This is a genomic window from Bergeyella anatis (assembly GCF_036016955.1).
GTDB lineage: Bacteria > Bacteroidota > Bacteroidia > Flavobacteriales > Weeksellaceae > JAYWXI01.
The window spans coordinates 73808-87881 of record NZ_JAYWXI010000007.1 but is presented as its reverse complement, the minus strand read 5'-3'; the positions used below and the strand labels follow the sequence as shown (position 1 = coordinate 87881).

Genomic DNA, 14074 nt, shown 5'->3' with positions numbered 1-14074 from the left:
ATCTATGTCAGTAAATATTATTGACCTTATTAAAGGACAGTTGGGGCCAGCGTTGGTTTCGCAAGCCGCAACTCAATTTGGAGAAAGTGAATCTTCAGTTGCTAAGGCCATCGGTGGTTTTCTTCCTGCGGTGCTTGGTGGCTTGGTCAATCAGGCGGATCAGCCGGCTATTTTAAACGCTGTGAAGGGAGCGGCTTCCACTGGTCTGCTTTCCAATCTTTTAGGCGGAAGTAAGGATAATCCTTTGGTGGTTACGGTTCTTAATACCATTTTTGGGGATAAGACCGAGAGTGTAGTTAACGGAGTGGCTGGTTTCTCGGGGATTAATTCTTCCTCGGCGGGCTCTTTGCTTCATATGGTGACGGGCGCGGCATTGGGCTCGATAGGGAAATATGCGGAAGGAAACAATATGGGGGATCATGAGATTTCGGGATTAATTCAGCAGCAAAAGGGTGCTTTGGCGGGTTTACTGCCTGCGGGGCTTTCTTTGGGCGCGTTGGGGCTTGGGCACTGGTTTGGTTCGGAGGCTCCTAAGGTTGATTTACCCAATGTAAAAGTTACAACTCCTGAAACGCCTAAAACATCGGTTAAAACTAAGGAAGCATCGGCTCCGGTTCCTCCCAAGGAGGGAGGGTCGATTTGGAAGTGGCTTATCCCGTTGGCGCTTGTATTGGCAGCAGGTTTTTACTTGTGGAAGCAATACCAAGCGGCTAATCGGGTGGAAGGTTGTGAGACTCCTGTCAACATGGAAAAAGCCGATTCATCTTCGGTAGCGGGGGATTCTGCGGCTGTAGTTTCTAACGTTAGGGAAAATGTGGAATTTAAACTTCCTAACGGAGTACAGCTTAAGGCTTACAAAGGCGGGATTGAAGATCAGGTTGTTTCGTTTTTGAGTTCTTCGGATTATGCCAATGCCGATGAAAATATGCTGAAAGACAAATGGTTTAATTTTGATAATCTTAACTTTGAATTTGGGACGACCAATCTCACGGCAGAATCCAAAATCCAACTGGATAATCTTAAGGCCATCCTTGCGGCTTATCCCGAAGCTAAAATCAAAGTGGGAGCTTATACCGACAAGAAGGGCAATGATGCAGAGAATTTGACCTTGTCCCAAAAGCGGGCTGATGCGGTAAAAAAGGCTTTGGGAACCTCTCAGGTGGTCGAAGCAGAAGGTTATGGTGAAAAATTTGCTACCGTGGATGAGAATGCAACGGATAAGGAAAGGGAAGCAGATCGGAAGACAGCTATTCGTTTTGTGAAATAATTTCTTTGTTTTTTGTGAAAAATGCAAGAGGGTAAAAAAAGCCCTTTCAAGTGATAGAGGAGGCTACCTTTTTAAAGGGTAGCCTTTTTTGTTTTTTGAACGGACTATAATTTTGATTGTTTATTCAAGAGGGTTGATAAATATCAGGCTGTAAATTTTTTATTCGTGATATTGCTCATTTTTTGATGGAATTATTCCTAATATCTTTGAAATAGCTAAAATCAATTAACGTTAATTCAGTATTTAGTTAAAACTTGTGATAAGTATTATTTAAAACCTTAATGTAATTGATATGATAAACAGAAGATTTTTTTCTGTCATGCTAACTATGTTAATGGCAGCAGGTTTGTCGGCTCAAAAACCCGAGTTTAAACGAAAAGGAATTGTTGTGGCAGAGTCCGATTCTGTGAAATTGGATATCGGCATCCATTCTGTTGGACGGCTTCAGTATCTCAGCCAAAATAACGTCAGGATTTGGGACAATTCGGGTGAATGGAAAACGCCTGTCAAAACAGCAGAAGGGATGCAGACTTCTTTTGCGAACTTAGAATTTAATTTGTCGCTCGGTGATAACGATATTGATATTTTTATGGATATCTTGTTGGCTACGCAACGTCATCCGAGCCAAACCTGGGTGAATAACGGTTATATGTATATCCGAAGAATTCCTGGAAACTCTTTTTTAACGGCGCTTAATCCGGTTCTTAAATATGTTGATATCAAAGCGGGTAATTTCTATATTGATTATGGAGAGCATCTTCATACCATGACTATTAATGCGGACACTCACCGAAATCCTTTAATTGGAAACCCTGTGGTTGCTCCTTTCGGTAACGAGCCAGGGATTGAGATTATTCATAATGCCAAAAATTATGGGGTGATGGCCGGTACGGGTATTGGAGCTCCTGAGCAGGATTTTGGAGGCGGACGAAGCTGGTCGTTCCATACTAAGGCTTGGTTCTCTGCTTTGGAACAGCTGTATTTTTCGGGCTCGCTCTATACGGTCAATCACGGTCAGGTGAGCCGTGGTGCTAACCTTTTCCGTCGCGAAAGACTCGGGTCGCCTTACGGAGGAATATGGAATCTTAATAACGATAATACCGGAAATGGCGAAGGTCCGGGGCAGGTTCGTCCGGGAATTGGTAAAAAACTGACGTCTTGGGAGATTAACGGACTTTGGACGCCGTCTTCCAGTACTAAAATTTCGGCTTATTATGGTCAGGGGAGTAGTTTAGGGCCTAACGTTGTTCCAAGTGGAGGTTTGACTCTTCCTAAGGGGGATGAAAAATGGGATTATTACACGTTTGCAGCTCAACATTATTTGGCTCCAAACAAGTTTTATCTTGCGGCAAGATATAGCAATATCCACTACAACAAGTTGTGGACGGAGGATAATACTGGAAGCGTGGGTCGTTTGCAAGCCGGGTTTGGCGCCTTTGTAACCAAAAATATTCTACTGAAAGGGGAATATGTTTACCAGCAAGCCAAAGGATTTAAGCCTGAGACGATTAGTGTTTCAAACGGAGTTGATGTAGGTAACAAACCTTCGTTCAATGGTTTGGCAATGGAGTTTGCGCTTAGCTTCTAATAAATTGTTTTTTTTCTTTTGAAAGACTGCCTTTTGGGCAGTCTTTTTTATTGAGAAAAAAAGGCGTAGAATGAGAGGCTTTTTTAAGGCTTAAAGTTTGTTGCAACGGTAGATGGAATTACAGTTATGGTTGGAGTGTAGAGAAAGGAAGGTTTTGTAGTGGGATAGAGGCAAAAAAAATCGTGCCTTCCATTGAAAAAGCACGATTTTGGTTTTTGAAAATACTCAGAATTATTTGCAGTTTTCCCGGTAGATGCCGTAGCATTTAGGGTTCTGAGCTAATTTAATCATTGCTCTTTTAATGTTGCTGTTGGAAAATTGTTGATCCGTAGCGTGCACTCCACCGTCAATCACAAAGAAATAAATAGGGACAGAGGCATTGGAGTATTCACGGAAATAGAAATCTTTATCCGATAAGGTTGAACTGTTTTTCAGGTACTTGATTTCTACGGGTTGGGTTAGTCCGGAATAAACGGCCCACTTATTTACGGTGGTTTTTACGGATTCGAAATCGGGGGAGATGAGGCTGGCGTATTGGCCTTTGCCTCCTTGATAAGGTACGGTTTCGTCATTGGTGCCATGAATGAAAATCATCGGGATTTTCGAGGCGGAGGAAGGGATTTCGTGCCCTTTTTCAAAACTCATTGAACGAATTACTGCGGCCTTGAACAAGTCGGTTTCTTCAACCATTTTCATGGCCATGGCTCCGCCGTTACTAAAGCCGTAGATGTATACTTTTGAAGCGTTGAACGAGCTTCCTGTTTTGGTCTTCACATCGTTGTAAACCGAGGTGATATAGGGGACATCATCTCCGAATCCCATTGTTTTAGTAACGGTCCAAGCATTCCATACCCGATAGCCCAAAATACTTTTTCCTTCAGGGCGTACGGAAATGTATTGTTGTTCATTAATAACGTTTTGATCGTGCATTTGCGTTTTGTCTTCGTTGAACGAATGCAATTCGAAGACAATAGGATACTCTTTGGAGCTGTCATAATCCGTAGGGGTAGTGACGTCATAGGCACGATCGCCTATTGTGTAACTCTGAAGCCCGGGAGTCAGTTGAGCTAATACCAATGCCGGGGAGGCAAGAAATAGTAAAAGTTGTTTTTTCATTATTGTGCTTGTCATCACCAACAAAGATAATGAAAATATTCGAAAAAGATTATCGAGATGGACTGTTGAATTTTCGGGGGAGAGAAAATGATACTTCGTTTGGTTAGAATGAGATAAAATTATTTTTTTATATTTTTATTTTCACGAATGAAGTTCGATTTTGTATATTTGTTGAGTTAAATAAATTACACAATTATGGAAAATAACACGACTCAAAACACCGGAGCGAATTTTAACGAAATGCCGCCGAACAATAACTTGGTTTATGCGATTTTGTCGACGATTTTGTGTTGTCCTCCTATGGGAATTTACGCTATCATCAAAGCTACTGAAGTTAATTCCAAGTGGAATGCAGGAGACAAAGCAGGAGCTATTGCTTCCCGAGCAAGCTAAAAAATGGAGTATTTACGGTGCTATTGCCGGCTTAGTTTTGAGTATTTTGTACGCGATAATTACCTTTACTGCTGTGGCAGCAAATGCTTAGTAAAAGAGCAACGATTGCGCTTTTAATACCCGTTTTCGGGGTGTTGGGTTACGTGTACTATCACTATAACCCGGCTTCCGGGGGCGGGTATTTTCCTTCTTGCCCCACAAGAAGTATTCTGAAAATCTATTGTCCGGGGTGCGGTTCCCAAAGAGCGGTGCATTACATGCTCCATGGGGAATTTTTCAAGGCCTTTCGATATAACCCTTTTTTGGTGACGTCTCTTCCTTTTTTGCTGGTATTGGTGGCGCAATGGTTTTACGAGTGGGCTACGGGGAAACGGTGGGGGATTGGCTTGTTTACTCGTCCTTGGTTTCTTCGCGGTTTATTTTTCATTATCTGCATTTATTTTGTGGCTCGTAACTTGCCTTTTGCTTTTTTGGATTGGCTTAGGCCTCCCTTAGGTGCTTTATGAGTTTTTTCAGAGTATGAACTTTTGGAAGTAAGAAACGAATTAATCAAAAAAACTTTGTAATTTAGCGCGATGGAATTAGGTTTTATGGAAATGGTCGTGATTGCGTTGGCCATTGTACTGTTTTTCGGACCCGATAAACTGCCTCAGATTGCCCGTGATTTGGGTTCGGGCGTTCGGAAAATGCGTGGAGCGATGGAAGATATAAAAACCGAAATCATGAAGGAAGCCGATAATCCGGTTTCCGAAATAAAAAAAGAAATCGAAAAGGTAAAAGAGGCTGCAAAAGAATATAATCCGGTTGCGGATATAAACAAAGAACTTCAGGAAATAAAAAAATCGGTTGAACTTACCGATGCATCCTCCAAACCCTCATTGAAGCCTTCCGAGGACGAACAATACGAAGGGCCGGTGAGCCGTTAAATTTCATGGACGAAATCATACGAGAAGACCGTTCGCTTTTTCTTTGGCTCAACCGTTTGGGGAGTGAGCCTTTTGATAATTTTTGGATTATGGTTTCCGATAAGTGGATCTGGATTCCGCTTTATGTGATTTTGCTGTATTTGATTTACAAAAATTATTCGCGCAAGGCTTTATTTTATGTTGTTATCTTCATTGGGTTGGGGGTGGCTGCGTCCGATCAGATTTCGGGAATCTTTAAGGATGGTATTGCCAGGCTTCGTCCCTGCCATGATCCGCTTTTGGAAGGAGTAATGCGAAAGGTGCGCTGTGGAGGCTCTTATGGGTTTTATTCGGCGCATGCTTCCAATACGTTTTTTGTTGCGATGTTTGTTGCTAGGATGCTATACCGTCGTGTTCGAGGGATGGGGAGCCTTCTTTTTCTTTGGGCGGCGGTGGTTTCTTACAGTCGGATTTATTTGGGGGTGCATTTTCCTTTGGATGTGTTTTTCGGCACAACCGTGGGGGTACTTTTGGGTGGTTTTTTCTCCACTTTGGCGCTTAATACCATTCGTAAGACCGGCGCTTGATTTTTTCTTTTGTTTAATCGTTGTGATAGGGTTTGCCCTGAAGGATTTGATCGGCACGGTAGAGTTGCTCCACGATGAAAAGTCTTACCATTTGATGGGTGAATGTCATTTTGGAAAGGGCGATTTTTTCATTTCCCCGGTGATGAATTTCTTCGGCAAAACCGTAGGCGCCCCCGATTAGAAAAGTGATTTTTTTTACGGAGTGATTCATCCAATGGTCGAGCTTTTGGGCAAAATCTCTACTGCTGTATTGCTTGCCTTTCTCATCTAAAAGAATTACCATGTCGCCAGAATCGAGGTGGTTTTGAAATAATTTGGCTTCTTCTTTTTTCAGGAGTTCAGGGGTTAGATTTTTGGCATTTTTTACGTCGGGAATTTCGATGATTTCAAAGTTCCAATGGCGGGGAAGACGGCTGGTGTAATAAGCCAGCAGGGTTCGTATTTCGCGGTCGTCGGTTTTTCCGATGCAGAGTAAATTAATGCGCATTTCTTATCTTTGTGCGGCAAAGATACTTCAATGGCGGTAAAAACACCTATATTCATAAAAAAACTCTACCGTTTTTTGGACGGAATTCATCTTCCGTTTTTGGGGATTTCGCTTTACAAAATGTTTCAAATTTACATTCAGGGGATTTTTAAGGGGCAGATTGGGCGCAAGGCGGCGGCGATTTCTTGGAACTTCGTTTTTTCCCTTTTTCCTTTCATTCTTTTTTTATTATCTATTTTGCCTTTTTTGCCTCATTACGACAAGTTGCAGTTTTATATTTTTGAGGTGTTGATGCATAATATTTTTCCGGGAAAAATAGAGAGTGACGTCATCACCTATATTCAGGATAACATTATTCCCAATACGTCTACTTTGAGTAATGTGACCATTGTCTTGGCGCTTCTCTTTGCCACGAATGGGACGTTTGCGCTCATTGATGGATTCAATGAAAATAGTGAGGAGAAGCTCAGTGATGTGAAGGAGTTTATCGTGGCTTTTTTTGTAACGATAGGTTTTGTCAGTGTCGTACTATTGGCTTTGTTTGGGATTTATTACGTGGAGGTGGTTCTGAAGTTGTTTACGCCGAGTTATAATATTTCATGGTTTGTTAATAATCTGAGTAAAATGATTGGGTTTATTTCTTTTCCGTTATTTTACTTTTTACTTCTTACTCTATTTTACTGGGTTGGGACGGTAAAGATTACCAAGTTTAAACAAGCGGTTCCCGGAGCGGTTTTAACTTCCGTTTTGTTTTTTTTGACGACTTACGGGTTTGCGATTTATGTTAAGAATTTTGCACGTTACAATGTGCTTTACGGCTCTATTGGCTCAATGATTTTGCTTATGGTTTGGGTGAATGTCAATGTGTATCTGCTTCTTTTCGGTAGTGAATTGAATTTGGCGATTCGCCGGGTTCGGATGGAGAAACTTTATTCCGAAAGGCAAAAGCAACTTTTAGAGGCTTCCGAGGCCGAAAAAAAAGAGGGTGAGCGAACCGATGGCGCTCCCCTCGAAGAATGAGTGAACGGTTTAAACACTTGTTTTAAACGGCGTTTTTTTTCTTTCCGGCTAATTTTAGAAGGTTGAATCCGATGATGGCTGACAAAATGGAGGCGATTAGAATGGCAAATTTGGCTTCTTCTTGGATTTCAGGATGCCCTTTGAAGGAAAGTAGGGCGATAAAGATGGACATGGTAAAGCCTATTCCCGCTAAAAATCCGGTACCGATCATGTGGCTCCAGCGGCTGTGTTGGGGCAGTCCGCTGATTTTGGTTTTTACGGCAATAAAAGAGAAGAGGCAGATGCCGATGACTTTTCCTAAGACCAATCCTCCGATGATACCAAAGCCGAAATTGGTGAATAAGCCGTCCACCATTCCCGATTTAAGAGCGATATTGGTGTTGGCCAGTGCAAAAATCGGCATGATGAAAAAGTTAACGGGCGTATGGAGTTTGTGCTCGAGTTTCTCCAATGGTGAGATTTCGGTATCGGAAGCGTTGGTGGGGATGGTAAAGGCCAAAAGTACACCTGCGATAGTGGCATGGATACCGGAGTGATGCATGAGGTACCAAAGAGCAACTCCTGGGGCGAGGTAAAAGACATGCTTTTTGACCTTGAAAAAGTTAAGCGCGGCGAGGAGTAAGATAATGCCGCCACTCATTAAAAGGTAATTCCAATGGAGTTCATCGGTGTAGAAGATGGCGATGACGACAATGGCTCCCAAATCGTCCACAATGGCTAATGCGGCAAGGAATATTTTGATGGCTGCCGGAACTCTTTTTCCTAGCATACTGATGACCGCTAGGGAGAAGGCGATGTCGGTGGCCATGGGGATTCCCCAACCGTTGGCATAGTCCGTGCCGGCATTGAAAGCGGCATAGATGGCTGCGGGAACCAGCATTCCGCCGATGGCAGCGAAAATGGGTAAGGAGGCATTTTTAAAGTTGGATAGTTCGCCTTCAATAATTTCGCGTTTGATTTCCAATCCCACCAGCAAAAAGAATACAGCCATAAGCCCGTCATTAATCCATACACTGAGCGAATAAGGGCCGATGGGGTGCTCCAGTAATTCCTGGTAGCGGCCTCCCAAAGAGGAGTTGGCTATCATTAGCGAGATGAAAACGCAGATAATCAGGAGGATTCCCGAAGACTGGCTGGAGTGAAAAAAGTCTCGAAAGTACTTGGTTAATCGCATTCGGTAATATTTTTAGGTTTTATAATCGTTTTACTTTGGTTACGCCTTCAATTTTTTTGATTTGTTTCAGGGTTTCTTCCAATTGGGTTTTATTTTTGACTTCCAGATTAATGGTTCCGGTAAAGAGTCCTTCGTTGCTGGAGATGGTCATGCCTTTCATGTCGATGCTCATGCCGCTACTGATGACTTGTGCGATGTCGTTAATCATGCCCAGGCGGTCGAGGCCTTCCACTTCAATTTTGACGCGGTTTTTGAAGCTTTCCGAATTGATCCATTTTGCCGGCATGACCCGATAGTCGTATTGGGCTCTTAGGTTGATGGCGTTGGGGCAATTGTCGTTATGCACCTTGATGCCTTCGGAGATGGTAATGAAACCGAAAATTTTATCTCCGGGGATGACCGTGCAGCATTTGGCATAGCCGTAGTTGAGTTTTTCTTCGTCCTTTCCGAAAACGATCATGTCCAAATGGGTTTCGGAAGCGTCGTCATGCCCTGGATTTTTGTTTGGTGATTTTCGGAAACGGTTGAGGAGGTTGTTGAAGACGCTTTTGCTTTCGATGTAGCGTCTGAGGTCTCCCGTGTCGAGTGTGCCGTCTTGGAAGGCGATGAACAATTCTTGTGAAGTTTTGAAGTTGAAAAACTTTTGCATTTTATTGACCACGTCGTCATTAAAATTAATTTTGACGTGGCGTAATTTGCGCTGAAGAATTTCTTTTCCTTCTTGGACGATGTCGTTTTTTTGGGAATTGAGGTAATTTTTGATTTTCGACTTGGCTTTTGAGGTGACTACGATGTCCAGCCAGTCGGCTTTTGGTTTTTGATTTTGGGAGGAGAGAATGTCCACTTGGTCGCCATTTTTCAGCTTGTAGGAAATGGGGACAAGTTTTCCGTTGATTTTTGCACCCAAACATTTGGTGCCTAAGTCGGAGTGAACGGAAAAAGCGAAATCCAGGGCCGTGGCTCCTACGGGCAGGGTTTTAATTTCGCCTTTGGGAGTAAAAACGAAGACTTCTTTAGAATAGAGATTGAGCTTGATGTTATCCAGCAACTCGGGAGTGGAAAGACTTTGTTGCTGTTCGAGGACTTCCCTTATTTCGCTCACCCAACGTTCAAAATTGTGATCGTCGGAGCTGTGGCGGAATCCTTCTTTGTATTTGTAATGGGCGGCGACTCCTTTTTCGGCAATGTCGTCCATACGTTCGGAACGGATTTGGACTTCAATCCATTTTTTATCGGGGCCCAAAACGGTCAGGTGAAGACTTTCGTAGCCGGTGGAGCGCGGTTGGGAGATCCAGTCTCTCATTCGCAGAGGGTTGCTGTGGTAAAGGTCCGTTACGATAGAGTAGATTTTCCAAGCGAGAAATTTTTCGTTCTTGGCGTCGGATTTATAAATAATCCGAATGGCATAGTTGTCAAACACTTCCTCGAAGGGAACGCCCTGTTTTAGCATTTTTCTGTAGATCGAAGAAATGGCTTTGGCTCTCCCTTTAATGGTGAAATTCAGGTCTTCTTCTTTTAGCCTTTCGGAGACTTCTTTTTTGAATTCTTCCACGTATTTTTCGCGGTGCTCTCTTGCGAGTTTCAATTTGGCTTGAATTTCCTGATAGACTTCCGGATTATTGTATTTGAGGGAGAGATCTTCCAGTTCGGATTTAATGTTATAGAGCCCTAAACGGTGGGCGAGAGGCGCATAGATATAGACGGTTTCCGAAGCGATTTTTTTCTGTTTGTCTGGCGCCATGCTTTCCAAGGTGCGCATGTTGTGCAGGCGGTCGGCAATTTTAATGAGAATGACCCTGAAATCTTCGGAGAGGGTAAGGAGAAGTTTTCGGTAATTTTCGGATTGTATCGAGATGTTTTGGTGGTTCATGATCGATATCTTGGTCAATCCGTTGACGATATCCGCAATTTTTTTGCCGAAAATTTTGTCGAGATCGTCATAGGTGTACTCCGAATCTTCAATCACGTCGTGAAGCAGAGCACAGGCAATGGAAGTGGTTCCCAAACCGATTTCGTTGGCTACGATTTTGGCCACCTCTATGGGGTGGTAGATGTAGGGTTCTCCGGTTTTTCGGCGTTGGTCTTTATGGGCGTCCAATGCGATGTCGAACGCCTTGCGAATGAGTTTGTTTTGTTCTTCGTTAAGCGTGCGGTAAGTGTTGGTGATTAAATCTTTGTACCGTGCAAGGATTTCTTTGTTTTCTTTTTCTAAATCGTACATCTCTCAAACCTTTAAACCCACGAATGTAGGAAAAAAAACGAAATAAGCCAAGCAAAAACGCCGCGAAGAACTTTCTCCGCGGCGTTCATGAAAAATATGAAAAAAAACTTAAACTTTAACCTAAAATCAAATCAATCGATTTTATGGCGACAAATTTAGGCTAAATTTTAAAGAAATGGAATGCAGAACGCTTTTTTTAGTCTGAAATTGATAAAAATCAGTTTTTTACTTTAACAATGCCTTAATTCGAGCTAAATCAAAATCCCTTGCGTAAGGTGGCAAGGGATTTTTGGGCGATTATAAACGCTTAGAACTTAAAAGCGACCATTGTGATTTAGAGTTTTCCGTTTTTGATGTCTTCGATGATTTCGGGGTTGAGCAGGGTGGAAGTGTCACCGAAATTATTAAAATCGCCCTCGGCAATTTTGCGGAGGATTCGTCTCATGATTTTGCCTGAACGGGTTTTGGGTAGAGCATCGACAAATTGTATTTTATCCAGTTTGGCAATAGGGCCTATCGAATCCGAAATCATCATGTTGATTTCCTTTCGCAGATTATCCCGGTCTCTAATTTCGCCGCTTTCTTTCAGCATTACAAAGCCGTACAGGGCACTGCCTTTGATGTCGTGAGGGTAACCTACGATGGCGGATTCGGCTACGGCAGGGTGCTGGTTGATACTGTCTTCGATAGGAGCGGTTCCTAAATTGTGTCCCGAAACGATGATGACGTCATCCACCCGTCCGGTGATTCGGTAATAGCCCGTTTCATCTCTGAGGGCGCCGTCTCCCGTGAAGTATTTTCCTGGAAAAGCCGAAAAATAGGTGTCTTTATAACGTTGGTGATCGCCCCAAATCGTACGGGCGATGCCCGGCCAGGGAAAGCGGATGCAGAGGTTTCCATTGACTTGATTTCCCGTAATTTCGTTGCGTTTTTCGTCCATCAATACAGGCTGGATCCCTGGAAGCGGAAGGGTGGCATAGGTGGGCTTGGTGGGAGTTACGAAAGGGATAGGCGAAATCAGTATGCCTCCGGTTTCCGTTTGCCACCAGGTATCTACAATCGGGCATTTTTTCTTTCCCACATGGTCGTTGTACCAATGCCAGGCTTCATCGTTGATGGGTTCGCCAACCGACCCGATGACCCTTAGGCTGGAAAGGTCGTGTTTCTCCACCCATTCTGATGATTCTTTGGCCAAAGAGCGGATGGCAGTGGGAGCCGTATAAAATTGAGTTACTTTATGTTTTTCGACCACTTCCCAAAAACGATCGGGCTGCGGATAGGTGGGGACTCCTTCGAAAATCACGGTGGTGGCTCCGTTGGCCAAAGGCCCGTAGATGATGTAGGAATGCCCCGTAATCCAACCGATGTCGGCCGTGCACCAGTAGATGTCATTTTCTTTATAATTGAAAACGTTTTTGAAGGTATAGGCCGTGTAAACCATATACCCTGCGGTGGTGTGAAGCATGCCTTTGGGTTTTCCCGTAGAGCCGGAAGTATAGAGGATGAATAAGGGATCTTCGGCATCCATGATTTTGGAAACGAAATCGGGAGAGGCTTTTTCGTAAAGAGAGTCCAGCCATACGTCACGCCCTTCTTTCATCTCCACTTCGTTGCCGGTTCTTTTGACTACAAGCGTTTTTTCGACCGAGGGGCATTTTTCCAAGGCTTTGTCGATGATGCTTTTAAGGTCTAATACTTTGTTTCCGCGGTAGCTTCCGTCCGAACATACCACAACCTTGGCCTTGCAATCGTTAACGCGCGAAGCAACGGCCGAATCCGAAAAGCCGGCAAAAATAACCGAGTGGATGGCTCCCATTCGGGCACAAGCCAGCATGGTAACGGCCAGCTCGGGAATCATAGGCAGGTAGATGCAAACCCGGTCGCCTTTTTCCACGCCCAGTTCTTTGAGGACGTTGGCCATTTTGCAGACTCTTTCGTGCAGCGCTTTGTAAGAGATGTACTGGGCTTCTTCTCGAGGATCGTTAGGTTCCCAAATGATAGCCGTTTTATCGCCTCTTTCGGCCAAATGACGGTCCAGACAGTTTTTGGTTATGTTTAATTTGGCATTTTTGAACCATTTGATTTTGGCTTCTTCCATATCGAAATCCACCACTTTGGTCCATCGCTGGTACCACACAAAGCCTTCATCGGCAATCCGATCCCAAAATTTCTTGGGGTTTTTAATGGATTTTTTGTACTGTTTGAAATAGTCGGGCAAATCGTCTATATACAGATTTTTCATAATCGTAGGTTTTTTGTTTTTATAGGTTTTTGTTTTACGTTAAATTCTTTTTGGTGAATGCTTCTTTTTTTGTTCGGATTCTTTTAGATTTAAGCTGCATTGTTTTAATTTCAATAAATGTATAATTTTTTTCTTTTCTGAAAAAATAAAATTTTGAGGCAGGCAGTGCGCGTGGGGTTGGTTGGCGGAGATGAACGGTAGAAGATTTCGGTTCGATGAGGTTTTTGTTCTTAAAATTAAGGTTAAAATTTTATAATTTATATATGGAATAAATAAAAATTGATACCTTTGTTCTATAACTTTTAAAATAACAAACCAATGAACAAAAAAATGTTGGCTCTTTTTGCCGTTGTCGCTCTTGCAGTAACTTCTTGTAAGGAAGAAACCCCATCCGAAACGTCCTCTTCGCAAGTGGAAACAACGCAAGCGGCTCCGGTTGAAGGAACGTCTTATGCGGTTCAGGCGGCAGATTCCAAAATTCAGTGGGAGGCCGGAAAACTTTCTGGAGACAAGCACGACGGAACGGTAAATGTTAAAGAAGGAACCCTTGTGTTAAATGAAGGTAAAATTGTTGGCGGTAAAGTCGTTATCGATATGAACAGCATTGCCGTGACCGATATTACGGATCCCGAAAAAAGAGCAATGCTAGAGGGGCATTTGAAAGGAGAAGGCGAGGACGCGGAAAGACAAGATCATTTCTTTAATGTGTCTAAATACCCTACGGCGACTCTTGATATTAGCGGAGTAACCGAAGAAAACGAAAAAACCATCCTGGAAGGCCAGTTGACCATAAAGGGAAAAAGTAACCCTGTGAAATTTCCTGTGACGTTAACTCAGACCGACGAGGCGGTTACTTTGGCTTCCGATGCGATTGTGATAGACCGTACGCTTTGGAATGTGAATTACAGCTCCGGTAGCGTGGTTAAAGACCTTGCGGCGGATAAAGTAATCAACGATGAGGTGAAATTCACTGTTTCGTTGGTGGCTAAGAAGTAAAACCCGAAACCCGAAATCGCAAGTTGGTTTTGGATTCTTATAAATCCCGATAGAAAAAACTCCTGTCGGGATTTTCTT

The 14074-nt window shown here is 43.2% G+C and carries 12 protein-coding genes and 1 pseudogene; 8 read left to right on the top strand and 5 right to left on the bottom strand.

Going from position 1 to position 14074, the window contains the following annotated elements; all coding sequences use genetic code 11:
- The first annotated feature begins 4 nt into the window (after window positions 1-4).
- Window positions 5-1267, top strand: coding sequence for a DUF937 domain-containing protein (locus VQ048_RS06700; RefSeq protein WP_327610917.1), 1263 nt, complete (start codon window positions 5-7; stop codon window positions 1265-1267).
- 328 nt (window positions 1268-1595) lie between these two features.
- Window positions 1596-2855 (top strand): hypothetical protein, encoded by a 1260-nt coding sequence (locus VQ048_RS06695; RefSeq protein ID WP_327610916.1) that lies wholly within the window; start codon window positions 1596-1598, stop codon window positions 2853-2855.
- A 231-nt stretch (window positions 2856-3086) separates the two neighbouring features.
- Here the strand turns inward: VQ048_RS06695 and VQ048_RS06690 are convergent, their stop codons facing one another.
- A complete protein-coding gene (locus VQ048_RS06690) occupies window positions 3087-3971 on the bottom strand; it encodes a CE1 family esterase (protein WP_327610915.1) in 885 nt (294 codons plus the stop codon).
- 195 nt (window positions 3972-4166) lie between these two features.
- Here VQ048_RS06690 and VQ048_RS06685 point away from each other — a divergent pair, with 195 nt between their 5' ends.
- The 4 genes from VQ048_RS06685 to VQ048_RS06670 all read left to right on the top strand — a co-directional run bounded on the left by VQ048_RS06685 (window position 4167) and on the right by VQ048_RS06670 (window position 5856).
- Window positions 4167-4364, top strand: coding sequence for a CD225/dispanin family protein (locus tag VQ048_RS06685; protein ID WP_327610914.1), 198 nt, complete (start codon window positions 4167-4169; stop codon window positions 4362-4364).
- An 83-nt stretch (window positions 4365-4447) separates the two neighbouring features.
- Window positions 4448-4870 carry a DUF2752 domain-containing protein gene (locus VQ048_RS06680; protein WP_327610913.1) on the top strand — a complete coding sequence of 141 codons (423 nt, stop codon included), beginning with the start codon at window positions 4448-4450 and terminating at the stop codon, window positions 4868-4870.
- Window positions 4871-4939: 69 nt separating this feature from the next.
- Entirely contained in the window at window positions 4940-5290 is a 351-nt protein-coding gene (locus tag VQ048_RS06675; RefSeq protein ID WP_327610912.1) for a Sec-independent protein translocase subunit TatA/TatB, read from the top strand.
- Between the two features lie 5 nt (window positions 5291-5295).
- Window positions 5296-5856, top strand: coding sequence for a phosphatase PAP2 family protein (locus VQ048_RS06670; protein ID WP_327610911.1), 561 nt, complete (start codon window positions 5296-5298; stop codon window positions 5854-5856).
- A 13-nt stretch (window positions 5857-5869) separates the two neighbouring features.
- Here VQ048_RS06670 and VQ048_RS06665 read toward each other — a convergent pair whose 3' ends face one another.
- Entirely contained in the window at window positions 5870-6343 is a 474-nt protein-coding gene (locus VQ048_RS06665; RefSeq protein WP_327610910.1) for a 23S rRNA (pseudouridine(1915)-N(3))-methyltransferase RlmH, read from the bottom strand.
- A gap of 30 nt (window positions 6344-6373) precedes the next feature.
- Between VQ048_RS06665 and VQ048_RS06660 the strand changes: the two genes are divergently transcribed.
- A complete protein-coding gene (locus tag VQ048_RS06660) occupies window positions 6374-7363 on the top strand; it encodes a YihY/virulence factor BrkB family protein (RefSeq protein ID WP_327610909.1) in 990 nt (329 codons plus the stop codon).
- A gap of 22 nt (window positions 7364-7385) precedes the next feature.
- On the opposite strand, the gene nhaA is transcribed toward VQ048_RS06660, so the two are convergent.
- The 3 genes and pseudogenes from nhaA to acs form a co-directional block, all read right to left on the bottom strand.
- Window positions 7386-8537, bottom strand: coding sequence for a Na+/H+ antiporter NhaA (nhaA, locus tag VQ048_RS06655; RefSeq protein ID WP_327610908.1), 1152 nt, complete (start codon window positions 8535-8537; stop codon window positions 7386-7388).
- Window positions 8538-8556: 19 nt separating this feature from the next.
- Complete coding sequence (locus VQ048_RS06650) at window positions 8557-10758, bottom strand: RelA/SpoT family protein (RefSeq protein WP_327610907.1); 2202 nt, start codon at window positions 10756-10758, stop codon at window positions 8557-8559.
- 334 nt (window positions 10759-11092) lie between these two features.
- Window positions 11093-13006, bottom strand: a pseudogene (acs, locus tag VQ048_RS06645) (acetate--CoA ligase); the annotation flags it as partial.
- Between the two features lie 312 nt (window positions 13007-13318).
- On the opposite strand from acs, the gene VQ048_RS06640 reads away from it, so the two are divergent.
- Window positions 13319-13996 carry a YceI family protein gene (locus tag VQ048_RS06640; protein WP_327610906.1) on the top strand — a complete coding sequence of 226 codons (678 nt, stop codon included), beginning with the start codon at window positions 13319-13321 and terminating at the stop codon, window positions 13994-13996.
- Window positions 13997-14074: the final 78 nt, after the last annotated feature.